The following is a 26,188-nucleotide window of genomic DNA, read 5'->3' on the forward strand; positions in this document are numbered from 1 at the left end:
TCCATTTCCTTTCTATCTGTCTGATTCAATCTATTCTACTATAAATATCGGGTCGCGTGGCCGGTAGAACAAACATTAACAAGGAGGGATCGTCATCTTGCCGGAGACAGCAGCCGAAAGCCGCAGCATCCGCTTCATGACCTACAATATCCAGCATGGCATGGGAATGGACGGATCCATAGACATCCGGCGGACGGCAGCCGTCATCGCGGGAGCCGGACCGGATATCGTCTTTCTTCAAGAGGTCGACCGATTCGTGTCCAGGAGCGGCGAAGCCGACCAGATGATGAGCCTGGCGGAGCTGACGGGGCTGGCCCATGTCCAGTTCGGCCGGTCCATCGGCCTGGAGGGCGGCGAATACGGCAATGGGATCCTTTCCCGCTATCCGCTCCAGCGGCTGGCGCTGCTGGAGCTCCCGGGGGAGGAGCCACGTTCGGCGCTCGTGTGCAGGGCGGATCTTTCTTCCGGCCAAGAGGCCGGATTGGGGCTGCATCTCATCGCAACCCATTTGGATTACGGCAGCGGGCGCTGCCAGCTGGATTCCGCGGCTTCCATTCGGCAAGCCTCCACGCTGTGGCAGGGAGCGCCTGCCGTGCTGGCCGGAGACTTCAACGCCATAGCCGGCAGTCCCGTGCTGATGGAGCTGCAGAACGATTGGAGGACCGCTCCGGGAGGGATGGATATTCCGACTTATCCTTCGCCCAAGCCGGACTGCCAGCTCGATTATCTGTTCCTCAACCATTCGGAGAGGTGGGGAGAGACATCCGTGCAGGCTTGGCCCGGGAGGGAGGCTTCCGACCATTTGCCGATCGTCATGGATGCCGTTCTCCATCCTGTCCGCCGCTAGGGCATCCGGAAAATAAAAAAATGGCGGATGATCCATATATTTGCAACCTATTCCGGTAGAATACGTCTGTTTTTCTGTTCGGCATTCCAGCCATAGACGTTAATGAGCGGCAGGCTTGGAGGACAATCCAGATAGCTGAGGTGGACGATGAAGAAAACAGCAACGCTGCTGGCGCTGGCAGCCATGCTCCTGGCTGCGGTTCCGGGACATTCCGCCGCCGCCAAAGCTCCCAAGCTCTATTTGGACGGTACGGAGCTTACGGCGGCCGCTCCGAGGATCGACAAGGATACGACCTATATTCCCATCCGGACAGTCGCCGAAGGAATGGGCTTCGACGTCGATTGGGACAAGTCTTCCAAAAAAGTAGGCATCCATAACGGCACGAGCGTCATCGAGCTCACAATCGACAAAAAGACGGCTCTGGTGAACGGGCAGGAGGCTGCGGTTCCGGTTCCCGCGCGGATCATGGGGACGCCGGCAAGCGCAACGACGATGGTGCCGCTCCGTTTCGTAAGCGAGAATATGGGCCTGAGGGTTTATTACGACGCTCCGGCCAAGTCCGTGTACTTATACCAGCCTTACACGGCCGAAGGGGGAGAGCAGGCTCCGACGGACGGCCGGAACGGCGATCCGCAAGGCGGGACGACCGGCTCCGGCGGGGCGGCTTCCGGCGCCGGTTCCCAGCAGCCCGGAGGAGCAGGACCCGCCGGCCAGGCCGGAGGCGGCTCCGGACCCCCCGTGTCGGCCGCAGGCTCCGTCACATCGATCCTATATGACGGGACCGGCACGACAACAATAGCCTATCAAGGCACCATCACGGCTGCGGATCCGTTCCTCATGACGGGGCCGGACCGGATCGTCCTGGATATGCCGGCTTCATCGTTCGCGGACTCGTTCGGCATCCAGGCGGGCTCCAGCCAAGCCGGCGAACTGTCGGTGGACGGACCTCTCTTGAGCAAAATCAGGTATGCCTATTTGACGGATCAGCCGTCGACGGTCAGGGTGGTGTGGGATGTCGCGCCAGCGGTGACCTACACGCTGCTCAAATCCGACGGAGTCATCCAACTGGGGCTGCTCGGCCCGGGGCAGGATGCTCCCGCCAGTCCCGCGGCTCCATCCGGCGACCGCATCTACAAGGTCGTCATCGACGCCGGCCATGGAGGCCGCGCGCCCGGGGCGGTCAGCCTGACCGGCAAATTGGAGAAGGCGTTCAATCTGGCCGTAGCCCTCAAGCTGAACGCTCTGCTGGCTGCCGATCCCCGCATCCAGCCGATCATGACGCGCACGGACGACGCCAGCATCGATCTGAAGCCGCGGGCGGAATTCGCCAACCGGATGGGCGCCGACCTGTTCCTGTCGATTCATGCGAACTCGCTGGAGATTCCGGCATCGGGGACCGAAACCTATTATTACCGGGCCGACAGCAAGGCGCTGGCGGATATCGTGCACAAGCATCTGATCGCCGCAACCGGCTTGCCCGACCGGAAGGTGAAGACGGCCGCCTATGTCGTCATCAAGGAAACGGTTATGCCGGCCGTGCTTACGGAGTCGGGATTCCTCACCAATGCCAGGGACGAGGCCATCCTGTTCGACGAGCAGAGCCAGAACCGCATCGCCCAGGCGCTGGCGGACGGAATCAAGGAATACCTGCAGCTGCACTGACAGGTTTTGAAGGACCCTGGCGGCCTTGGCCTTGTGTCCGCATGCCAGGCGTAAGGGAAAGCAGGCCGTCTCCGGCAGGGGACGGCCTGCTTTGTTCGCGGAATGAATCATAAGAAGACTTCAAAAGTCAACCCTTTTTGACGAAAAAAAAGGTGGCAAGGTTCCCTTTATTTCGCAACTTTGCTTGGCGAATGACGTCTAATTTTCTGCCTGACTTCATGACAGCGGAGCCGCCGGCTGAGTGAAGGAAGGGTCAATCCAGGTTCTAGAGGTGAATGATGAAGAAAGCTGCAATGATGCTGGTGTTTTTGGCTCTGTTCGTAACCGCGTTCGCAGGATCCGCATCCGCCGCCTCGAAGACTCCCAAGCTGTATTTGAACGGCCAGGAGCTTCAGTCGGCATCGGCGCCCCGCATCGAGAAGGATACGACGTATATTCCGATCCGGACGGTAGCCGAGGGGATGGGTTTTGACGTCACTTGGGACAAGGCGGCAAAGCAAGTAAGCATACATAACGGCAAAAGCATGATTGAGTTGACCATCAACAAAAAGATTGCTTCGGTGAACGGCCTCTCGGTCGCGTTGCCGACTCCTGCCAAGATTATGGGTGCTGGCTCGACAAGCACGACGATGGTTCCGCTTCGTTTCATCAGCGAGAACATGGGGCTCGAGGTCTACTACGACTCTCCGTCCAAGTCCGTGTATCTGTATCAGAATGATGCTTCCTCGGGCAATGGAGCGGGCGGCGCTACTCCTACCCCAACGCCAACGCCGACCCCAACGCCAACCCCGACGCCTACGCCGACGCCGGGCAACGGAGGGACGGGAAGCGAAACTCCGACACCGACACCGACGCCGGGCAGCGGCGGCTCTACGGCGCCGGCAGACGCGACGGGACTGATCACTTCGATCAGGTACGACGGAATCGGAACGACGACGATCGCCTACACAGGCACGGTCGGCGATTCGCAGCCGTTCCTCATGACAGGTCCCGACCGGATCGTCATGGATATTCCGGCAGCGTCGTTCGCGGCGGACTTCGCCAACGGCTTCACGGCGACAAGCGCCAAGATGGGGGAAGTGGTCATCGACAGCCAGCTGCTGACGAAGGTCCGCTATTCCTATTACTCGGACAAGCCTTCGACGGTCCGCGTCGTCTGGGATCTTCAGGCTGCGGCCGAGTATACGGTGACGAAGGGCGAGGGCATGATCCAGCTCAGCCTGCTCGGCGCGCTGGAACCTGTGCCGACAACGCCGACGACTCCTTCGGGCGACAAGATCTACAAGGTTGTCGTCGATGCGGGCCACGGCGCCCAGGATCCGGGTGCGATCGGAATCAGCAAGAAGACCGAGAAATCCTTCAACCTGGCCATCGCCCTCAAAGTGAACGCCCTGCTGAAGGCCGAGCCTCGCATCCAGCCGATTCTGACCCGCTCGGACGATACGTTCATCGCGCTGGACGAGAGAGCGGCGATCGCCAACAGGCTGAACGCCGATCTGTTCATTTCCATCCACGCGAACGCCCTGCCGGGGTCTTCAGCCTCCGGCACCGAAACCTACTACAACCGGGCGGACAGCAAGACATTCGCCGACATCGTCCATAAACATCTCCTGGCGGCGACGGGACTGCCGGACCGCAAGGTCCAGACAGCCGGATTCGTCGTCATCAAGAAGACGACCATGCCCGCCATCCTGACGGAATCCGGATTCCTGACGAATTCGAAGGACGAGGCGATCCTGTTCAACGAGCAGAAGCAGAACGAGATCGCGCAGGCATTGGTAGACGGAATCAAGGAATATTTGAAATTGAGCTGAGGAGGCTTGAGCGCCTATGAACCGACGCATGAACAAGACAGCGGTGCTCTTGACCGCCGCCGCGATCGCACTTAGCCTATCGGCTTGCGGAGCAAGGGAAACGGCTGGACCGGGGACGGCGGCATCCGGCAATGCGGGAGCTTCCGAGCCCGCGGCCGTATCTCCATCGCCTTCCGCCTCTCCTTCTCCATCGCCGGCAGCTGCCGAGGGCAGCGGCGAGGGCTCGAGCGCGGCAGGCGGCATTGGAGCCGTCAAGGAGTCCGATCAGGTGAAGCAGGAAATCTCGATCTATCAGACCGACGATCAGTTGCTGGAGCTGAAGGCCGTCAAGGCCGAAATCAGCTACGGCAGCGCCGAGGAGAAGCTCGCAGCCGCTCTGGAAGCGCTGGCCGGAGACGATCGGGAAGGAACCATCTCCCTTTGGAAGGGAGTGGAGTTCAAGAAGGTGACGCTCAAGGACGGCGCCGCGACAGCCGATATCCATATTCCGGACGAATCCCGTCTCGGAGGAGCCGGCGAGGAATTCGCCCTTGAGGCGATCCGCAAAACCGTATTTCAGTTCGATGATGTTCAGACCTTCGATCTTCTCGTGGACGGTCAGGCTGCCGAAACCCTCATGGGGCATATGGAGCTTGAGCATCCCATGAAGAAGAGCAATCCATAATCCATACTTGTTGCTAAGGGAGAGACGGGAAATGCATCGTTCGCCATCCTATCATATCGCTACGGGCATGATCGCCCTCTCCCTCCTGGCAGGAGGACCGGCCGCTGCAGCTGCAGCGGCTTCTTCTGCCTCAGGGGGGACGGCTGTATCTGCAACCGCGCCATCATCGTTTTTTGCCGATGTCAAGCAAGGCCATTGGGCTGAAAAGAGCATCGTCAAGCTTGCTCTGCAGGGAATCATCGTGGGAGAAAACGGCAGCTTCAGGCCTGCGGCCAACGTAAGCCGCCAAGAAGCGGTCGTAATGGCTCTGCGGTTCATGGGCAAGGAAAAGGAAGCCGACCTGCAGCAGGCGGTCATCTTCCCGGAATCGTTCAAGGTGAACAATTACTATAAGCCTTACATAGCGCTGGCCATCAAGCTCGGATTGCTCGAGGAAACGGCCGAGTTCAAGACGGCGGAATCCGCCAAGGGCGAATGGGGAAGCTCGCCCGCATCGCGGGAATGGCTGACGAAGCTGATCGTCCGGGCAGCAGGCAAAACAAGCCTGGCGCAGGAGCTTGCTTCCCGAGCATCCGCTTTCCAGGACGGAGCCTCGATCGGCGCCGGTTATGTCGGCTACATCAATGCAGCAGGCTCGCTCGGCATGGTCACGGGCGTCACGCCGACGCAGTTCCAGCCGGCGGCAGCCGTCAACCGGGCGCAGGCGGCCACGCTGTTCAGCAGGGCGCAGCAGGTCGCTCCGGTCGCTTATCCGGGTGAGACCGGCGGCATCCTCACGGCGGTCAACGGGGCCAGCGTATCGGTGTATACCGACCAGGGAATCCAGACGTTCAATCTGGCGGCGGATTCCCGCTTCTACCGCTTCGATTCGGACGCTTCCCTCAAATCGTCCTCGGAGCTGACGCTGTATACGCATGTCCGCATTCTGGGCGGAGGCATGGACGCCCTCTACGTCGAACAGACGGATCCGGACCAGCAGGTCAAGACGATCGAAGGAACCGTGTCGAGAGTCGTGGCGGCGCAGAACAAGATCTGGCTGTGGGTCGGCGACAATCCGGTCGAAATCCAGTACGATTCGTCTCTCGCCGTCAAAAAAATGGACGGAACGAAGCTCGGACTGGCCGATCTGACGGTGGACAGCCAGGTTCAGGTGAAGGAGGATGCCTTCCGGGACAAGCCGATGGCGCTTGAAGTCATCGTGAAGTCGGCGCCGGTATCGAAGGACGGCTCCGGAACCGTGGCCGCCGCCGGCAACGGCGCGCTGAGCGTCAAGACGGCCGCCGGTGCGGACGAAACATGGACGGCCTCTCCAAGCCTGGCCGTCATCGGCTGGGACGGCAGAGTGCTCGAGGGGGGCCTCGCCGGCTTGAAGGCAGGCGATGCCGTCACCTATACGGTGAAGGACAGCGTGCTTGTATCCGTCAAAGTGACGACGGCGGGAAGCGCATCCGTCCAAGGAAAATTCAGCAACATCAGCGACGGAATCCTGACGGTGCTGGCGGGCAATTCCCTGCAGTCCAACTATTTGTCCGAATCTGTCACTCTGGTCATTCCTGGCGTGGAGCAGCCGGTGCTGGGCGATCTGTACAAGGACGACCAGCTTGAGCTCGTCCTCGATGCCGGAGGCAAGGTGACGAGCATCAAGGTGACGAACCGCTCGCTCAGCACGCTGACGGGAGCGGAGATCCTCAGCTACAGCAGCGATCAGAAGGCATTGACGGTCAAGGGGACCAACGGCAAGCTCGCCGCCTTGCAGCTGTCGGACAAGACCAAGTTCGAGATGAACGGAACGACGCTCAATCTCGCCTCGGCCGCGCCTCTGCTCCGTCAAGGACAGCGGGTTACGGTCGGTTATTCCGGCAGCGACGCCATGCTGGTGCGGGTCGTCTACCAATATACCGGCTCCGTCGTTCTGCTGAATACGGCCACCAAGACGCTGGCCCTGTCGCTGGATGACGGCTCGTCGGTGACGCTACCGTTCGATACGCTCGGAGTCGAGTGGTACGGCCGCAGCGGGACCGGCGTGGCGGATATCAAGAACGGCATGCGGGTGACGGCGCTCCTCGACGCCAGCCAGACCAAGGCAGCTGCGCTGCGCGTCAACCAGAATGTCCAGTACAAAATCACGACGGTCGACGCGGCAGCCAAAGCGCTCTCGCTGCAAGCAGCCGACGGAAGCCGGACGACGGTGTCTGCCGGCAGCCTGGTCCTCAAAGGAACGGATGGAAGCGCCCTGGCGTTCGCCGGCTTCGCCGCGGGACAGACGGTCAACGTCACTTATGCGGGCAGCGCGCCGACAGCCGTCTCGCTCGTCAAGGTGACCTACGGCAAAATCGCCGCTGCCTCGGGCGACTCCATCACGCTGCAGGAATACGGCGGCTCAAGCCAGACGCTTCCGCTCGGAAGCGGCTTCTCCATCGTCAAAGGAGGAAGCGCGGGATCGAGCGCTTCGGCTCTGGCTGCCGGCGACCGGGTTGAAGTGAAGAAGAATGCGGATGGTGCCGTCGTCGTCACGGTCAATGCCGGAGCGGCGAAAACATTCTGGAAGGTGGATGCCGCAGCCGGCCAGCTTCTGATGAGGAAATCGGGTGTCAACGACAACGATTACCGCTTCGCTTATTCAGCGTCCACGCTCATTACGGCGGGCGGCCAGCCGGTTGCTCCCGAGTCTCTCAAGGACGGGGACAGCCTCGTTCTGTATTTGTTCGAAGGCAAGCTGCTAGAGGCTGCCAAAGCCTGACGCTCATGGCGGTTTGATGAATTATTGAAAAAAAGACCCCCCGCGGGGTCTTTTTTTCGTCCACAGGGATGATTTCCGGTTGCATGGAGCGTGGATATTCGCTAAACTTTGAACGATAGTGCAACTAGGGAGAGTTAATGACCATGAAGGCTTCGGATAAGATGCGGCGCATTCTGGACACGATGGCCGAGATGTTCCCGGATGCCCATTGCGAGTTGAACCATGCCAATCCGTTCGAGTTGACGATTGCCGTCCTGCTGTCGGCCCAGTGCACGGACGAGACCGTGAACCGGGTGACGGCGGACTTGTTCCAGAAATACCGCGTGCCCGAGGATTACTTGGCCGTCGACCTGGAGGAGCTGCAGCAGGATATCCGGCGCATCGGGCTGTTCCGCAACAAGGCGGCCAACATCCAGAAGCTGTGCCGGATACTGCTGGACCGCTACGGCGGGGAAATTCCCGAGCGGCATGACCAGCTGACCGAGCTTCCCGGCGTCGGGAGGAAGACGGCCAATGTCGTCGTCTCCAATGCATTCGGCGTTCCCGCCATCGCGGTCGACACTCATGTCGAGCGGGTATCAAAGCGTCTCGGCTTGGCAAAGCAAGAGGATAGCGTCCTTGAGGTCGAGAAGAAGCTGATGCGCAAGGTTCCCCGAGAGGAATGGACGCTTACGCATCATCGGTTCATCTTTTTCGGCCGGTACCATTGCAAGGCGCAGCAGCCCAAATGCGACATCTGCCCGCTGCTCGACATGTGCAAGGAAGGCCAGCGCCGAATGAAAGCTGCCTGCACGACAACGAAATCCGCAGCGGCCTCTAACAAGCGGGCCGCCGCTTCCAACCCCCTGAGCAAAGGATGATGAAACGATGAAATGCATCAGCGTATTCACGAATGATTTTGGCCTGTTCTCCGATATTTACGAGCAGGTCATGGAATCTCCTCCGGGAGAGAACGAGGATCTCGTCATTGAAGGCGTAACGGTGAGCGGCTCCGGCGATCTGCCGGCCCAGTACCTGGAGCGCATGCGCCAGAAGCCCGAGGTTGTCGTGATGCGCGAGAAGCAGCGCAACATTACGATCCTTCAGCACGGCAACGTGTTCGAAATCTGCATTCCGACGGATGAGGACGACGAGGCTCCGGCGGTTTAAGCAGGGAGATGCTCCGAATCAAGTGAACAAGCAGCCGTCCTTGCGTTCAAGGGCGGCTGTTTGACGTATCCGGCCGCGGCCCGCAGAAGATGCCAGCCTCCCTCCCGCAGGAGGGCAGGCTGGCGGCCGATGCGGCCGGCGACGGATCGCGGGAAGGGGGCTGGCCCAAAGCTTGGGCCGCTCCGATCAGAGGAAGACAGGGAGAGAGAATCATGAACGGACTACAAGAGAGCAACAGGACCGCGGCGGCTGACCGCGAGGCGGCATTGGCACGGGCAGCGGCCAGCCTTCAGGCCGGATTCGACTCGGCAGGAGACCATGGCAACGCGCAGCGCGCGGAGCAGCTGTCCGCCAAGCTGGAGAGCGGGCTGCTCACGGTCGCTTTTTGCGGCCACTTCTCCGCGGGCAAATCGACGCTGGTGAATGCGCTGTGCGGGAAGCAGCTGCTGCCTTCGAGTCCGATCCCGACAAGCGCCAATGTTGTGTCCATCCGCAGCGGCGAGCCGGCCCGCGCGATCATCCGGGCGCTCGCAGACGGCAAGGAGACGACCTTCGAGGCCGATCCGCTGCGTCTGGACGACTATTGCAAAAACGGCGAGGAGTTCATCTCCGTCGATATCGTTTATCCGATTCCCCGACTGGGCTCTTCGACCGTTCTGCTGGATACGCCGGGCATCGACTCGACGGACGACGCGCACCGGATGGCGACGGAATCGGCCCTGCATCTGGCGGATGCGGTGTTTTATGTGATGGACTACAACCACGTCCAGTCGGAAATCAACTTCGAGTTCGCCAAAGGATTGAAGGATTGGGGCAAGCCCCTCTACTTGATCGTCAACCAGATCGACAAGCACCGCGAGGAGGAGCTGCCGTTCGAGGAGTACCGGAACAGCGTCGAGGAGGCATTCCGCAGCTGGCATCTGGAGCCGGCCGGCATTCTTTATCTGTCTCTGCGCGAGCCGGATCATCCCGGCAGCGAGTTCTCTTCCCTCGAAGGGCTGCTGAAGGAATTGGCGGAGGAGCGCGGGGAGCTGTCGCAATGGAGCGTGGACGCCTCGCTGCGGCATTTGGTGCGGGCTTCCCTGCGCTCTGCCGCCGAAGAGGAGGAGGCGCAACGGCAGAAGCTTCGGGATGAAGCCGGCAGCGACGAGGAAAGGGCCGCGCTTGCGGAGAGGATCGCGAGCCTGGAGGCCGAGGCGGAGGCAGCGGACGGCAGGCCCGCTGCCATGGAAGCATCCTTGAAGGCCGAAATCGTCAAGCTGCTGGACAACGCCAGCCTGACGCCGGCCGCCACGCGCGATCTCGCGGCCGAGTTCCTCGACAGCCGCAGGCCGGGCTTCAAGACCGGCCTGCTGTTCGCGGGCGCCAAGACGGCGGCGGAGCAGCAGCGGCGCGCAGAAGCGTTCCGCGATGACCTGATCCGCCAGATCCAGGCGGCCGCCGTATGGCATCTGGGGGATCTGCTCCGCAAGGCTGCCGACGAAGCCGGCCTTGCAGGGGCAGAGCGCGAAGCATGGGAGCATGCGCTCGAGGAAGGGCTCAGCTGGCGTCCGGACATCGATTGGCTGGCCGGGCGCGTGAATACGGGAGCCGTATTAGGCGGCGAGTATACGCTCGTCTACACGCGCGAAGCGGCCGTGGAGATCAAGGGGCGGCTGCGCCGCGCCGCCGGCGAGGCGGCCGAAGCGCTCGCCGCCTGCGCTGCGCCGGCGGCTGCCGCTGCCGCCGCCGAGGCGCGGGCGCGCCTGGCGGCGCTCGGCGCCCGCGTCGGCGCGCTGGCGCAGCTGGCGGCGCTGGACGCCGCCGCAGGCGAGCGCGCCGCGCGGCTTGCGGCGCAGCTGCCGCCGGCGCCGCAGCGCCCGGCGCTGCCCGCGCCGCGCCGCGCCGCCGCGCGGCTGCGCCGGCGGCGGCCGCCGTGCCGGCTGCGCAGCCGGCCGCGGGCGCTGCGCCTGCGGCGCCGGCACAGCGCGCCGCGGCGAGCCCGCCGGCGCCGCAGGCGCGCTCGCGCCGCAGCGGGCGGCCGCCGAGCGGCTCCGCGCCGCGGCGGCGCTGCTGGCGCCGCATCCGGCGCTTGCCGGAGCGGCCGACGCGATGCTCGCCCGCGCGGCGCGCCTCGGCGCGAGCCGCTTCACGATCGCGCTGTTCGGCGCCTTCAGCGCAGGCAAATCCTCGCTCGCCAACGCCTTGATCGGCGAGCGCGCGCTGCCGGTGTCTCCGAATCCGACGACGGCGGCGATCAACCGCATCCTCGCCCCGACGGCGGAGCAGCCGCATGGAACGGCCCGCGTCTCGATGAAGTCGCGGGATGATCTGCTCGACGACCTGCGCTACTCGCTGTCGCTGCTCGGCGAAGACGCCTCCGCCTCCGGCGAGGAGGAGCTGCTGCGCCGGATGGGAGCCTTGCAGCCGGACGGCATCCACGCCGCCGGCCGGCCGCATTACAGCTTCCTCAAGGCGGCGCTCGCCGGCTGGCCGGAGCTCTCGCCGCTGCTCGGACAGGAGCTGCGCGTAGGCGAGGAAGAGTACAGGCGTTACGTGGCGGAAGAAAGCCGCTCCTGCTTCGTGCGCGAAATCGAGCTTTATTACAGCTCGCCGCTGACCGACCAGGGCATCGTGCTCGTGGACACCCCGGGAGCCGATTCCGTCAACGCCCGCCATACGGGAGTGGCCTTCAACTATATCAAGAATGCGGACGCGATCTTGTTCGTCACCTACTACAATCACGCGTTCTCGCAGGCCGACCGGCAGTTCCTGATGCAGCTTGGAAGGGTGAAGGACCAGTTCGAGCTCGACAAAATGTTCTTCCTCGTCAACGCGGCCGATCTGGCTTCCTCGGAAGCGGAGCTGAAGGACGTGCTTGGCCATGTGGAGAGCAATCTGCTGCAGCACGGCATCCGGTTCCCGCGGCTGTATCCGGTCTCGAGCCTGCATGGCTTGCAGGGCAAGCAGTCCGGGGACAATGGGAAGCTGGAGACATCGGGCATCCCGGCCTTCGAGCGCAGCTTCCTCTCCTTCACGCGCGACGAGCTCGGCTCGCTGGCCGTGCAGGCGGCGGACATGGAGATCAGCCGGTCCGTCTCCGTCATCGACAGCTGGCTCGCCGCTGCCGAAGGCGACGCAGGCAGCCGGGCTGCGGAGCTCGAGCGGCTTCAGGAGCTTGCATCCAAAGCGCGGCAGCTGCCGCGCGAAGCCCGCGAGAACGTGCCGGCCGCAGAGCTGGACAAGGAGCTGCAGGAGCTGTTCTACTACATCCAGCAGCGGATCCAGTACGGTTTCGGCGAGTTCTACCAATACGCCTTCAATCCCGCCAGCCTGCAGGACGACGGCCGGGATTTGCGGCGCGCGGTATGGACCTCGTGGCTGGAGCTGCAGCGGATGCTGCAGATGGAGCTCTCCCAAGAGCTGCTGGCGACGACGCTCCGGCTGGAGAGCGCCGTCAATTCGCTCATCCGCAAACGCTACGAGGAGAGCGCCGCGAAGCTCAAGGACCGTCTTCCCGGCTTCATGCCGGAACCGTTCGATAGCATCGCCTTTCCGGCTCCGCCGGAGCCTTCCCCGTGGAAATGCGATACCGTGGAGGCCAAGTGGCTCTATGGAATGTTCCGCAATCCGCGGAGCTTTTTCGAGGGAGAGGGCAAGAAGAAGCTGCGCGACGAGCTGGAGGCGAAGCTCGGAGCGTCCATCCGCGTATGGATGGATGCCGCCGGCCAAGACTGGAAGGCGGCTTATGCCTCCCGGCTTGCATCCGGCCTTGAAGAGGCCATGTCGGCTTTGTCGGAAGCCTTTATCCGATATTCCGACGGAACGAGGCTGTCGCTCCAGGACAACAGCGGCCTCGAATCGCTGCGCGAGATGCGCGGCGGATTGGATCGGCTGCAGGCTTCGATATAACCGCCATCTTTTTTTCCGCACGGCCTCCATTCGGAGGCCGTGCTTTTCTTTGTCGGCGCAGCCCGGCCAAGGAAGGCTTTCTTCTCGGGTGCGCAGCCCGGTTGTAGCCCGCATTAACTCTCGTCAGCGAAGCATCTCCCCTGCATTCCATTCCGCTTTTTGCCAAGCAAACTCAGCTGCTGTCCCGCCAAAGCGGGGCTTCAGGCTGACGAAGCTTTATCGAAAAAGCCGTATAAACCGGCTGAAACCGGCCTTTTCTCCCCATCCGAACAATGCCGCTTCATTCATTCCGGTAAAGAACAAATTAATCCGTTTTCAACAAAAGGACTCTCTATAAGCATGTTTTGGCGGAAATGTGTCCTGCGAGTGACAATAACGTGATTATTCGGAGAATACCCCCCTTCGGGCTTCCCTCATTATCGCTGAGCGGGGCAGAGGTGGATATTCGGCTTCTGATGGCGTTTGCGGGAGGAGAGGGATGCTGTTAACATTCATCCATATTGCAAGGATTTCCATCACCAAACCTAACAAATGGGGGAGACATCAACTTGGAGGTTTTCAAGAATCTCAAACCGTTCTACTGGGTCGAGCGAAAGTTCATCTTCGCCTCGATCCTGTGCCTGGCCTGCGCGACGGCGCTCGGCCTGGTGTATCCGAACCTGCTTCGATATCTGATCGACGACGTCATCCAGACGAAGAATTGGGGAGTCGTGCCTGCGCTGTCCCTGACCGTCGTTGCCGTCGTGTCGCTGAAGGGATGCCTCAACTTCCTGAGCGGCTTTTTCGGCGGCAGGCTCGGCAACCGCGTCGCTTACCGGATGCGGAATGCATCCTATGCCAAGCTGCAGGAGCTCAGCTACCCTTATTACGACACGGCCAAGACCGGAGACCTCATGTCCCGCCTGACCGCGGACCTGGAGGCCATCCGCCAGTTCGTCGGCTTCGGCTTCGCCCAGATCCTGAACACGGTGCTCATGATCCTGTTCGGCGGCATCATGATGCTGAGCATCGACTGGCAGCTGACGCTGATGACGCTCGTCACGATTCCGCTGCTCGCCTTCGCGGCGATCCGCTTCGAGAAGAACATCCATCCCGCCTTCCGCGAGATGAGGCAGGCGCTCAGCCATCTGACGACGGCGGTCCAGGAGAACATCACCGGCGTCCGCACGGTGAAATCCTTCGCCAGGGAATCGCATGAGGTGGAGAAATTCTCGGTACGCAGCACCGCCTATCAGAACAACCAGGTCGGAGCCGCGGCTATCTGGGCGCGCTTCTTCCCGCTCATGGAGCTGCTGGCCAATATCGGCGTCGTCATCCTGCTCGTGGCCGGGGGGCTGCGGGTCATCGACGGCCCTCTGACGCTCGGGGAGCTTGTCGCCTTCTTCAGCATGATCTGGTACATCATCGGTCCGATGTGGAACATCGGCTTCCTCATCAACAACTACACGCAGTCCAAGGCTTCCGGGGAGCGCGTGCTCGAACTTCTCCATTCCTACGTCCATGTGAAAAGCGTCGAGGACGCGGTCGTCCTCGAGAAGGAAACGATCAAGGGCCATGTCCGGTTTGAGAACGTCACCTTCTCTTATGCGGACAAGGAGCCTGCCCTGCGGGACATTAGCTTCGACGCCCCTCCGGGCAAGGTGATCGGCCTGCTCGGCGGCACAGGCTCCGGCAAGAGCACGATCATCCAGCTGCTGATGCATGCCTACAACGTCAAGCAGGGCCGGATCACGGTCGACGGCTTCGATATCCGCAACGTCGACGTGCAGAGCCTGCGCAGCCAGATCGCGACCGTCTTCCAGGAAACCTTCCTGTTCTCGGCCTCGATCCGCGACAACATCGCTTATGCCGACAAAGACGCCAGCATGGAGGAGATCGAACGCGCGGCCAAGCTGTCCAAAGCCCATGAATTCATCATGGAGCTGCCGCTCGGCTACGACACGCTCGTCGGCGAGCGCGGCATGGGCCTCTCGGGCGGCCAGAAGCAGCGCATCGCGATCGCCCGGGCCTTGATCCGCAATCCGCATATCCTCGTGCTCGACGACGCTACCAGCGCGGTCGACATGGAGACCGAGCATGAGATCCAGGCCGGCTTCAAGGAGCTGATGCAGGGCCGGACGACGTTCATCATCGCCCACCGCATCAGCTCGCTCAAGGACGCCGACGAGATCCTCGTCCTCGACGGAGGCCGGATCACCCAGCGCGGCACCCACCAGCAGCTGATCCGCCAGCAAGGTCCTTACCGGGACGTCTACAACATCCAGTACGCCGACCGTCCGCAAAGCGGCGAAGACGAACCGGCCGTGAAGGGAGGAACGGCATAATGGCAAGCAAGAAGAAGGACATCCTTCCGGAAACCGGCCAGGCGGGAAGCCTGGACGAGCAAATGGAGGCCGCGGCGGAATCCCAGCGCCAGCGCTTCAAGTACCAGGATGACGACATCATCGAGAAGCCGTTCAACTGGAAGCAGATCGGGCGCCTGTTCGGCTACATGAAGCCGTATTACCGCCAGCTCATCCCGATGGTGTTCATGATGCTGCTCGGCACGTTCACGCGCCTGGCCGCACCCGCCGTCATCATCCTGGCCATCGACGACGCCATCGGCAAAAACAACAAGAACATGCTGCTCATGTACGGCGGCATCATGCTGGCTCTCTACATCATCCAATGGATCGCGAACGCGATCCGGATCAAGTATACGAACATCATCGGACAGAAGGTCATCTTCGATCTTCGGCAGCAGCTGTTCGAGCATATCCAGAAGCTCAGCTTCCGCTTCTTCGACAAGCGCCCGGCCGGCTCCGTGCTCGTGCGCGTCACCAACGACGTCAACTCGCTGCAGGACCTGTTCACGAGCGGAGTCGTCAACCTGCTCATGGACTGCATCCAGCTCGTCGGCATCGTGGCGATCCTGCTCATCTGGAACTTCAAGCTCGGCCTCGCCGTCATGATCACGGTTCCGCTTATGTTCGTCGTCTCGACGGCGCTGCGCAAGCGGATCCGCTTCGCCTGGCAGGACGTCCGGATCAAGCAGTCCCGCCTTAATTCCCATCTCAACGAAGCGATCCAGGGAATGAAGGTGACGCAGGCTTACGTCCAGGAGAAGGAGAACTACAAGTTCTTCGACAATATGAACACGGTCAACCTGAACAGCTGGAACCGCGCGTCGGCGCTCAACCAGACGTTCGGCCCGGTCATCGAGATCACCTCGGCGATCGGCACGCTGATCCTGTTCTGGTACGGCTCCCATCTCATCCAGGCCGGAGCGATCACAATCGGCGTCCTCGTCGGCTTCGCCAACTACGTCGGCAACTTCTGGGATCCCATCAACCGGCTTGGCCAGATGTACTCCCAGCTGCTCGTCGCGATGGCGAGCTCGGAGCGGATCTTCGAGTTCATCGACGAGGATCCGACGGTCAAGGAAAGCGGCCGCGCCCGCCTGCTGACCGGCATCAAGGGCGATGTCGGCTTCGAGGATATTGTCTTTGAATATGAAAAGGGCCGCCCGGCCTTGAAGGGCATCTCGCTGCAGGCTCGCGCCGGCCAGTCGATCGCCCTCGTCGGCCATACGGGCTCAGGCAAAAGCACGATCATCAATCTGCTCTGCCGCTTCTACGATCCAGTGGAGGGCAGGGTGACGATCGACGGCACCGACATCCGCGACGTCACCCTAGAAAGCCTGCGCACTCAAGTCGGCATCGTGCTGCAGGACACGTTCATCTTCTCCGGCACGATCCGCGACAACATCCGCTTCGGGCGGCTGAACGCGACCGACGAGGAAGTGGAGATGGCGGCGCGCGCCGTTCATGCCCATGATTTCATCGCCAGCCTGCCCGACGGCTACGACACCGAGGTCCAGGAGCGCGGCAGCGTGCTGTCGATGGGCCAGCGGCAGCTGCTCAGCTTCGCCCGGGCGCTGCTCGCCGATCCGTCCATCCTCATCCTCGACGAGGCGACGGCGAGCATCGACACGGAGACGGAGCTCAAGATCCAGGAGGCGCTCAAGACGCTTCTGGCCGGCCGCACGAGCTTCATCATCGCCCACCGTCTCTCGACGATCCGCCACTGCGACAATATCATCGTGCTGGATCACGGACGCATCGTCGAGCAGGGCGACCATGCCCAGCTGATGCAGCATGGAGGCGTGTACCGCGGCCTCATCGACGCCCAATACCGATTCCTTTCCGCCTGATCCTGCGGGAAGCGGAGCGGGAAGCCGGTTCCCTTTCGGGAGCCGGCTTTTCTTATCCGGCCGGAAGGACTTCATCCGGTCGGAAGGTCATGCGAGGCATCGATGTCGCCGGCATCGACGCTATCGTTCCGGGGGCTCACAAGGCTCGCCAGCATAAGGTTATCCATAAGGGAAGCTTGATTTTTCGATAGACAGCATCCACAATAAGATGACATTCGTCTCGGTATTCATTGCCATGGAGGCAGATGCCATCAACGCCATTATATAGGGGGTATCATCATGTCCTACGGTTCTCCGCTCACTTCGCGGGCTCGCAAAATGCTTCTGCTCGGTTCTGGCGAGCTCGGCAAGGAAGTGATTATCGAAGCGCAGCGTCTGGGAGTCGAGACAGTCGCCGTCGACCGGTACGCAGACGCTCCCGCCATGGGCGTCGCCCATCGCTCCCATGTCATCGATATGCTTGATCCGGAGCAGCTCCGGAAGCTGATCAAGCTGGAGCAGCCCGATCTCATCGTTCCGGAGATCGAAGCGATCGCCACCTCCACTCTGGTCGAGCTGGAGCAGGAGGGCTTCAAGGTCGTTCCGACGGCGCGCGCCGCCCGGCTGACGATGGACCGGGAGGGCATCCGCAGGCTGGCGGCCGAGACGCTGCGCCTGCCGACCGCGCCGTACCGGTTCGCCGATTCCTACGAGGAGATGCGCGACGCCGTGCTGGAGCTCGGACTGCCCTGCGTCATCAAGCCGATCATGAGCTCTTCGGGCAAAGGCCAGAGCGTCTGCCGCTCCGAAGCGGAGATCGCCAGCTGCTGGAATTACGCCATGGAAGGCGGACGCGCCAAGAAGAAACGCGTCATCGTTGAGGGCTTCGTCCATTTCCAATCCGAAATTACGCTGCTCACGGTCCGTTCGGTATCGGGAACCGTCTTCTGCGAGCCGATCGGCCATGTGCAGAAGGACGGCGATTATATCGAATCGTGGCAGCCGCACGGCATGAGCGCCGCCCAGCTGGAGCAGTCGGAGCATATCGCCAGGCAGATCACGGACGCTCTCGGCGGCTGGGGCTTGTACGGAGTCGAGCTGTTCCTGACGGAAGAAGGCGTCCTGTTCAGCGAAGTGTCGCCGCGGCCGCATGATACGGGCATGGTCACGATGGCCACGCAGGACCTGTCCGAATTCGCGCTGCATGTGAGGGCGATTCTCGGCTTCCCGGTTCCTTCTGTCCGTCTGCTGTCCCCGGGAGCGAGCCATACGCTCAAGGCGGCCCGGGACCACCGCGATTTCACGATCGAAGGCCTGGAAGACGCTCTAGCGGTACCTTCGACCCAGGTCCGGGTATTCGGGAAGCCCGACACGAAAAAGGGCCGCCGCATGGCGGTCGCGCTCAGCACCGCCTCGGATGCCGAGCAAGCGAGAGCTCTCGCCAGATCCGCCGCCGAAGCTTTGTCCCTTCGCTACAACGATTGATTTCCCGGCGCCGCTGGTCGTCCGGCGCATGCATGGCCGTTCCGGTTCTCCTGCTTCAAGGAGAGTTCCGGAGCGGTTTTTTATTGCGGCTCCCGATGCCGGGCCGGAGTGTGCGGAAAGCCGGAAATCATTGTGCTGGCTTTATTTGCAAATTCTTGTCGAAAGCCTTATTTTTAAGTACAAAGCGTCGAAAATTAAAAAACGGTAAATGAGTCAAGGGGGATAAGAGAATGGATTCCAGCCGGTTATGGCGGATTCTCGGCACGGGCTCGCTTGCAGCCACGCTGCTGCTGGGCGGAGGCTTTGTCTATGCCGTACAGGATATGCTCGGCAGCGGAAGCGGCCTGTCGGCTCCGGCAAAAAAACCCGTCCTCGCGGAGACGGGCGGCTCTTTCGCGGATGCTTCAACCATCTATGTGACCGCGCTGGGGGATTCCTTGACGAAAGGAGTCGGGGACAACACCGGTGAAGGGTATGTGAAGCAGGTTCTCAAAGGTCTCGGCGAGGAGACAGGGAAACCGGTTCAGCAAATCAACAATCTGGCTGTCGCCGGCCTGACGGCCAGCGAGCTGGACGAAATGCTGGAAAAGGACCAAGGGATGGCCTACCCGATCCGGCAAGCGAACCTGATCCTGCTGACGATCGGAGGCAACGACCTGTTCCGGACGGCATTGTCGCAAGCGGAGGACGGCAATGCTTCCGATATTTCGGTGGAAAGCGTCGCGTCGCGCATTCCGGATGCGATCGCATCGTTCAAGAGCGTGATCGGCCGGATCCGCGCCATCAATCCGGACGCGACCATCGCTTATACCGGACTATATAATCCATTCTACGACATTCCGGAATTGAAAGAAGGAATCGTTCCCGTACAGAAATGGAACGAAGAGGCATTCGCCGTGCTGAGCAAGGACCCGCATGCGGTTCTGGTCCCGGTGCTGGATCTGTTCCAGCTGCACGGCTCCGGCTATTTGTCATCCGACCATTTTCATCCCAATCACGAAGGCTATGAAAGGATTTCAGACCGCATCGTCCAGTCGCTGAGCTGAATGGAGAGCTCGCCGGACGGTTCAGAATCAGGGAATGGATCAAGCTATAGAGACAAGGATCAGGGCAGGAGGCGGACATCGTGACGATAGAGTACAAAATCAGGAAGCTTGATCAGGAAAAGGAGGTCCTGCCGCAGAAGTCGGAGCCGGAACCGGACGGCAGGGACAAGCGGCTGTCCGAAGCGGCGACCGTGCTGTCCGTGCGCGGACTGAAGAAGAAGATCCGGGGAACATGGATCATCCATCAAGTGGATTTCGACGTGAAGGCCGGCGAGATTTTCGGATTTCTCGGGCCGAACGGCTCCGGCAAGACGACGACGATCCGCATGCTCGTCGATCTCATCAAGCCGACGGAAGGCGAAGTGCTGATCGGAGGGCACAGCGTGCAGCGGAATCCCGAGCGGGCGCTCGCCGAGGTCGGCTCCATCGTCGAAAATCCGGAGATGTATCCGTTCATGAGCGGATGGGAGAATTTGGAGCATTTTGCGCGCATGCAGAGAGGGATCGACAAAAACCGCATCCGCGAGGTGGCGGAGATCGTCCGGCTCGACGACCGCATCCATGACAAGGTCAAAACCTACTCGCTCGGCATGCGCCAAAGGCTCGGGATCGCGCAGGCGCTGCTGGGGCGTCCGAAGCTGCTCATTCTCGACGAGCCGACGAACGGCTTGGATCCGAAGGGCATCAAGGAGCTGCGCGAATTCATCCGGATGCTGGCGGACAGCGGCATCAGCCTGTTCATCTCCAGCCATCTGCTGAGCGAGATCCAGCTGATGTGCGACCGGGTCGCGATCATCGCCGGCGGACGCGTGCTGTCGGTCGGGCGGGTGGACGAGCTGGTGGCGCAAGCCGGCTCCTACGTGCTGTGGAAGACCGACCGGCCTGAGGAGGCGGAGAGGCTCCTGCTCCAGGAGCCGCAGCTGCGTATTCTGAGGGAAGGCGAATACCGGATGGACGAGAGCGCGCTCGCCCATCTGGAGGGTGCGGTCGTCACGACCGTCCCTGAGGCTGCGCTGCCCGGACTCGTAGCCCGCCTGGCGGGAGCAGGCATCGCAATCCATGCGGTGCAGCGCGTCGCGCCCACGCTCGAAGAGATGTTCCTGACGCTGACGGAGGAGAATGAATCGTGAGAGACCTGCTGCCGCTGATCCAGAATGAAACCTTGAAAATTTGGAAAAAGAAACGGTTCTATGTTATCCTTCTTATTCTACTGGTGCTGATTCCGATCTTTACTTATGCGCAGATGAGGGTGTCGCAGACCAACGCCGTCCACTTCAAGGATTGGCGCAACCAGATCCAGCAGCAGATCACGGATCTGCAGAATACGCTGGCCAGCGACAGGGTGCCCGAGGAGTGGAAGAAATACGACCGCATCGAGATTCTCCGCCTGCAGTATTATCTCGATCATGACGTGAATCCAAGCAGTCCGGACGCCGTATCGTTCACCAGGCAGTTCATGGCGAGCTCCGTCTCGCTCTTCTTCCCCCTAATGATTTTGGCGATCGCCTCCGATCTAGTATCGGGAGAGCGCTCCAGCGGCACGATCAAGATGCTGCTGACGCGGCCGGTGAAGCGCTGGAAGATCCTCATGAGCAAGCTTGTCGCGCTGACGCTGTACGTCTCGCTCGCGATCGTAGCGACGGGAGCGGTCTCCTACCTGATATCGGGAGCCGTATTCGGCTACGGAGGCTGGAGCATGCCGGTGTTCACGGGCTTCGGCGTCCAGGGCGGCACGATCGACGCCAGCGGCGTGCATGCCGTGCCGCAGTGGCTGTACCTGTTCATGCAGAGCGGGCTGATCTGGGTGTCCTGCATGACCGTCGCCGTCCTGTCGCTCATGGTTTCCGTGCTGCTGAGAAGCACCGCCGCCAGCATCGTGACGATGATGGCGGCCGTCATTTCCGGCACGATCCTCTCGGGCATGACATCCTCCTGGGAGAGCGCGAAATATTTGTTTTCGGTGAACATCGACCTGACCGATTACCTCGAAGGCGTGCCGGCGCCGATCGACGGCATGAATCTCGTTTTTTCGCTAGGCGTGCTCGCGGCTTGGTCCGCGGCGGCTTTGGCCGTATCTTTCGGCATCTTTACGAAACAGGACATCTTGAATTAAAATAGCTAAGATTCTCGGAAGCGCATCGATTCCCGCCCGGCGGGACGCTCCGGGCACAGGCTTCACAACGAAAAGGGGGACGCGTATGGCCGAACAACTGGACCTCTACGCAACCGAAGCGGCGAATACGGCGACAGGCAGCCCTTCCTATGACGCGGACGACATTCAAATCCTGGAGGGGCTGACCGCGGTGCGCAAGCGCCCCGGCATGTACATCGGCAGCACGACGAATTCAGGTCTGCATCATCTCGTCTGGGAGATCGTGGACAACGCCGTCGACGAGCATTTGGCCAAATACTGCACGGATATCAACGTCACGCTTCACAAGAACGGATCGGTGACGGTTCACGATAACGGCCGGGGGATTCCCACCGGCATGCACAAGACCGGCATTCCTACGCCTCAGGTCGTCTTTACGATCCTCCACGCCGGAGGCAAGTTCGGCGGCGGCGGGTACAAGAAGTCCGGCGGCCTCCACGGCGTCGGAGCCTCGGTTACGAACGCGCTTTCGGAATGGCTCGAGGTGGAGATCTTCCGCGACGGCAAGGTACATAAGCAGCGCTTCGAGTACTGGGTGGACAAGGACGGCAAGGAGCATGTCGGCGAGCCGGTCACGGGACTCGAGGTGACGGGGACGACGCGCCAGACGGGCACGAAGGTCACGTTCAAGCCGGATTCCCGCGTGTTTCACGGCAACACCTCGCTGAGCTTCGACACGCTCTCCGACCGGCTGCAGGAGATCGCATTCCTCAACTCCGGCCTCAAGGTCGTGCTCAAGGACGAGCGCACGGGCAGCGAGAACGTCTTCCACTACGAAGGCGGCGCCAAGCAGTTCGTCGAGTTCCTGAACGAGGAGAAGTCGGTGCTCCACGAAACGGTGCATTTCAGCGCGGAGAAGGACGACATCGAGGTCGAAGTCGCGCTGCAGTACAACGACGGCTATACGGAGACGATCGTCAGCTTCGTGAACTCGATCCCTACCCGCGGAGGCGGCACGCACGAGACCGGCTTCAAGACCGCGTATACCCGCGTCCTGAACGATTATGCCCGGCGCACGGCGATGATCAAGGAGAAGGACAAGAACCTAGAGGGCGGAGACCTGCGCGAAGGCATGATGGCCGTCATCAACATCAAGATGTCCGAGGTCGAGTTCGTCGGCCAGACGAAGGACCAGCTCGGCAGTTCTTCCGCGAGAAGCGCCGTCGACGCGGTCGTCGCGGACAAGATGGCCGTATTCCTGGAGGAGAACCCGCAGGTCGGCCAGATGCTCCTGAAAAAGGCGATCCAGGCTTCGAAGGCCCGGGAGGCGGCGCGCAAGGCGAGGGACGAGATCCGCAGCGGCAAGAAGCGCAGCGAGAGCTCCAACCTCGGCGGCAAGCTGACGCCGGCCCAGTCCAAGGACTCCACGCGCAACGAGCTGTTCATCGTCGAGGGCGATTCCGCCGGCGGCTCCGCCAAGCAGGGACGCGATTCCAAGATCCAGGCCATCCTGCCGCTCAAGGGCAAGCCGATGAATCCGGAGAAGGCCCGCTTGGCCGACATCCTCAAGAACGACGAGTACAAGGCGATCATCGCGGCGATCGGCGCTGGAGTCGGACCTGAATTCGAAGCATCCGAATGCAATTACAGCAAGATCATCATCATGACGGATGCCGACACCGACGGCGCCCACATCCAGGTGCTGCTGCTGACGTTCTTCTACCGCTATATGAAGCCGCTGATCGACGCCGGCAAGATCTACATCGCGCAGCCGCCGCTCTACAAGATGAGCCGCAAATCCGGCAAGCTGGAGACGGTCCGGTACGCTTGGACCGACGAGCAGCTGCAGAATTACAGCAAGGAAATGGGCAAGAACTACGAGCTGCAGCGGTACAAGGGACTCGGCGAGATGAACCCCGACCAGCTGTGGGAAACGACGATGAATCCGGACTCGCGCACGCTGCTGCAGGTGCGGATCGAGGACGCGGCCAAGGCCGAAAGGCGCGTATCGACGCTTATGGGCGACAAGGTCGACCCGCGCAAGCGCTGGATCATCGACAATGTAGACTTCAGGGAATACGAGGAATAGGGGGATATACCCATGAGCACGAGCGAGCAGTTTTTGCCGGCTTTCCTCGAGGAAGTCGTCGGCGACCGATTCGGTCGCTATTCCAAATATATTATCCAGGACCGCGCCATTCCGGATGTCAGGGACGGCCTGAAGCCGGTGCAGAGGCGCATCCTGTACGCCATGTACGATTCCGGCAATACGCCGGACAAGCCTTACCGCAAATCCGCCAAAACCGTCGGCGACGTGATGGGCAACTATCATCCGCACGGCGACTCCTCGATCTACGAGGGCATGGTGCGGATGGCGCAGCCTTGGAAAATGGGGCATACGCTCGTCGACGGCCACGGCAACTGGGGCTCGATCGACGATGATCCCGCGGCGGCGATGCGCTATACGGAAGCGCGCCTGTCGAACATCGCGATGGAGCTGCTGCGCGACATCGAGAAGCGCACCGTCCTCTTCAAGGACAACTTCGACAATACCGCCAAGGAGCCCGTCGTGCTTCCCGCCCGCTACCCGAATCTACTGGTCAACGGAGTCAGCGGGATCAGCTCGGGCTTCGCGACGGAAATTCCGCCTCATAACCTCCGCGAGGTGATCGATGCCTGCATCGCGCTCATGCTGGACGGCAGCCTCGAGGTCGCCGATCTGATGAAGATCATGAAAGGGCCGGATTTCCCGACGGGCGGCATCATCATGGGCGAGGACGGCATCCGCGAGGCGTATACGAACGGCAAAGGCCGCATCCATCTTCGTTCGCGGACGGAAGTGGAGGAGCTGCGAGGCGGCAAGAAGCAGATCGTCGTCACGGAAATCCCTTACCAGGTCGTCAAGTCCCGTCTGGTGACCGCGATGGAGAACATCCGCCTGGAGAAGAAGGTCGACGGCATCGCCGAGGTGCGGGACGAGAGCGGCCGCGAAGGCATGCGCATCGTCATCGAGCTGAAGAAAGACGCCGACGCCGAAGGCATCCTGGCTTATCTGCTCAAAAAGACCGACCTGCAGGTGACCTACAACTTCAACATGGTCGCGATCGTCAACAAGGCTCCGCGCCAAATGGGGATCAAGGAGATTCTGTCCGCCTATATCAACCATCAGAAGGAAGTCGTCACCTTCCGGACGCGCTTCGAGCTGGAGAAGGCGGAAGACCGCGCCCATGTGCTGGAAGGGCTTGTCAAGGCGCTCAACATCCTCGACGAAGTCATCGCCAGCATCAAGGCGTCCAAAAACCGCTCGGATGCGCAGAACAACCTGATGCAGCAGTTCGGCTTCAGCGAGCGCCAGGCCGACGCGATCCTGACTCTCCAGCTGTACCGGCTGACGAATCTGGAGATTACATCGCTGGAGAAGGAGCTGCGCGAGCTGGCCAAGAAGATCCAGTACCTTCGCTCCATTCTGGATAGCGAGCGCAAGCTGATCAAGGTCATTCAGGACGAGCTGACGGAAATCCGGGAGAAATACGGCATCGATCGCCGCTCGGAGCTCCGCGGCGAGGTGGAGGAGCTCAAGGTCGGACTTGAAGTGCTCGTGAGCGCGGAGGATGTGCTCGTGGCGATCAGCCGCGAGGGCTATGTGAAGCGCACCGGCATGCTCAGCTTCACCCGCTCCGGCGGCGAGATCGATGCCTCCGGCGTCAAGGACGGGGATTCCATCCGCCACCTGCTGGAGGCGAGCACGATCGACAGCCTGCTCGTCTTCACCCGCAAGGGAAGCTACTACATGCTTCCGGTCCATGCGATACCGGAATTCAAATGGAAGGATGCGGGAACCGCGATCGTCAACGTCATCCCGATTCCGAAGGATGACGGCATCGCAGCGGTCATTCCGGTCAAAGACATCCAGAAGCCGGGCGAATCGCTGTTCTTCTTCACACGAAGAGGACAGGTGAAGCGCACGGAGCTCAAAGAATACGCGACGAACCGTTCGACGGCCATAGCCGCGTGCAAGGTGGCGGACGGAGACGAGATCGTAGCGGTCGTTCCATCCCGCGGCGAGAGCCATCTGCTGCTCGTCAGCAAGCTGGGCTCGGCCATCCGCTTCCCGGCGGAAGAAGTCAGTCCGATGGGACGCGTCTCCGGAGGCGTGCGCGGCATGCAGTTCAAGGAAGGCGACGAACTGGCCGCGGCGCTTGAGGTGAGCCGGGAAGACGAGGGCGAGATTCTCGTCATCAGCGACCTCGGCTACGGCAAGCGCAGCCTGCTGGCCGACTATCCGGTGCAAGGGCGCGGCGGCAAGGGCGTGCAGTCCTTTGAATTCAAGGAAGGCAAGCGGGTCAAGCCGAACGGCAGCCGCCTTGCCGGCGCCTGGTACTGCCGTCAGCCTCGCGAGCTGAACGTGCAGCTCGCGAGCGGTGCCGTGCAGCGCTTCCTGACGGAGAAGACGCCGATCGAAGACCGCAGATCGATCGGGCGGCAGCTCGCTCAGGTCGAGAAGAGCGACTCCGTGCAGCAGCTGTATGCCCGTCCAGAGCTTGGGCAGAGCTGATTCAACGACATGGCGGGATGAGAATAGCGAAGCCCGACCGGCTGAACGAGCCGGTCGGGCTTTTTTTTGATG

At 61.5% G+C, this 26,188-nt stretch carries 16 protein-coding genes and 1 pseudogene; all 17 read left to right on the plus strand.

Going from position 1 to position 26,188, the window contains the following annotated elements:
- The first annotated feature begins 97 nt into the window (after positions 1–97).
- The 17 genes and pseudogenes from CIC07_RS11215 to gyrA all read left to right on the plus strand — a co-directional run bounded on the left by CIC07_RS11215 (position 98) and on the right by gyrA (position 26,116).
- Positions 98–847: an endonuclease/exonuclease/phosphatase family protein gene (locus CIC07_RS11215; protein ID WP_076356266.1), complete on the plus strand. Its 750-nt coding sequence runs from the start codon at positions 98–100 to the stop codon at positions 845–847.
- A gap of 147 nt (positions 848–994) precedes the next feature.
- A complete protein-coding gene (locus CIC07_RS11220) occupies positions 995–2,509 on the plus strand; it encodes an N-acetylmuramoyl-L-alanine amidase (RefSeq protein WP_076356264.1) in 1,515 nt (504 codons plus the stop codon).
- A gap of 275 nt (positions 2,510–2,784) precedes the next feature.
- The gene (locus CIC07_RS11225) at positions 2,785–4,323 is read left to right on the plus strand and encodes an N-acetylmuramoyl-L-alanine amidase (protein ID WP_083688011.1); all 1,539 of its coding nucleotides are present in this window, start codon (positions 2,785–2,787) and stop codon (positions 4,321–4,323) included.
- Positions 4,324–4,339: 16 nt separating this feature from the next.
- Entirely contained in the window at positions 4,340–4,987 is a 648-nt protein-coding gene (locus CIC07_RS11230) for a GerMN domain-containing protein (RefSeq protein WP_076356262.1), read from the plus strand.
- Between the two features lie 31 nt (positions 4,988–5,018).
- Entirely contained in the window at positions 5,019–7,727 is a 2,709-nt protein-coding gene (locus CIC07_RS11235; protein ID WP_076356260.1) for an S-layer homology domain-containing protein, read from the plus strand.
- Between the two features lie 143 nt (positions 7,728–7,870).
- On the plus strand, positions 7,871–8,587 hold the full coding sequence (nth, locus tag CIC07_RS11240) for an endonuclease III (RefSeq protein ID WP_076356258.1): 717 nt from the start codon (positions 7,871–7,873) through the stop codon (positions 8,585–8,587).
- Between the two features lie 7 nt (positions 8,588–8,594).
- Positions 8,595–8,876, plus strand: a complete 282-nt coding sequence (locus tag CIC07_RS11245; RefSeq protein ID WP_021879354.1) for a hypothetical protein — start codon at positions 8,595–8,597, stop codon at positions 8,874–8,876.
- A gap of 212 nt (positions 8,877–9,088) precedes the next feature.
- Positions 9,089–9,658: pseudogene (locus tag CIC07_RS25405) on the plus strand (dynamin family protein); the annotation flags it as partial.
- Positions 9,659–10,967: 1,309 nt separating this feature from the next.
- Positions 10,968–12,767, plus strand: a complete 1,800-nt coding sequence (locus tag CIC07_RS11250) for a dynamin family protein (RefSeq protein WP_165895329.1) — start codon at positions 10,968–10,970, stop codon at positions 12,765–12,767.
- A gap of 548 nt (positions 12,768–13,315) precedes the next feature.
- Positions 13,316–15,091 carry an ABC transporter ATP-binding protein gene (locus CIC07_RS11255; RefSeq protein WP_076356256.1) on the plus strand — a complete coding sequence of 592 codons (1,776 nt, stop codon included), beginning with the start codon at positions 13,316–13,318 and terminating at the stop codon, positions 15,089–15,091.
- Positions 15,092–15,153: 62 nt separating this feature from the next.
- A complete protein-coding gene (locus tag CIC07_RS11260) occupies positions 15,154–16,959 on the plus strand; it encodes an ABC transporter ATP-binding protein (RefSeq protein ID WP_076357054.1) in 1,806 nt (601 codons plus the stop codon).
- Between the two features lie 279 nt (positions 16,960–17,238).
- Entirely contained in the window at positions 17,239–18,423 is a 1,185-nt protein-coding gene (gene purT / locus CIC07_RS11265) for a formate-dependent phosphoribosylglycinamide formyltransferase (protein WP_076356254.1), read from the plus strand.
- Positions 18,424–18,653: 230 nt separating this feature from the next.
- Positions 18,654–19,469, plus strand: coding sequence for a GDSL-type esterase/lipase family protein (locus CIC07_RS11270; RefSeq protein ID WP_076356252.1), 816 nt, complete (start codon positions 18,654–18,656; stop codon positions 19,467–19,469).
- Positions 19,470–19,642: 173 nt separating this feature from the next.
- On the plus strand, positions 19,643–20,599 hold the full coding sequence (locus CIC07_RS11275; RefSeq protein WP_076357052.1) for an ABC transporter ATP-binding protein: 957 nt from the start codon (positions 19,643–19,645) through the stop codon (positions 20,597–20,599).
- Entirely contained in the window at positions 20,596–21,582 is a 987-nt protein-coding gene (locus CIC07_RS11280; protein WP_076356250.1) for an ABC transporter permease, read from the plus strand. The genes CIC07_RS11275 and CIC07_RS11280 overlap by 4 nt, the downstream gene beginning before the upstream one ends.
- An 85-nt stretch (positions 21,583–21,667) precedes the next feature.
- Positions 21,668–23,650 carry a DNA topoisomerase IV subunit B gene (gene parE / locus CIC07_RS11285; protein WP_076356248.1) on the plus strand — a complete coding sequence of 661 codons (1,983 nt, stop codon included), beginning with the start codon at positions 21,668–21,670 and terminating at the stop codon, positions 23,648–23,650.
- A gap of 12 nt (positions 23,651–23,662) precedes the next feature.
- Entirely contained in the window at positions 23,663–26,116 is a 2,454-nt protein-coding gene (gene gyrA, locus CIC07_RS11290) for a DNA gyrase subunit A (RefSeq protein ID WP_076356246.1), read from the plus strand.
- The last annotated feature ends 72 nt before the right edge of the window (positions 26,117–26,188 follow it).

Source organism: Paenibacillus sp. RUD330 (genome assembly GCF_002243345.2).
Taxonomy (GTDB): Bacteria; Bacillota; Bacilli; order Paenibacillales; family Paenibacillaceae; genus Paenibacillus_O.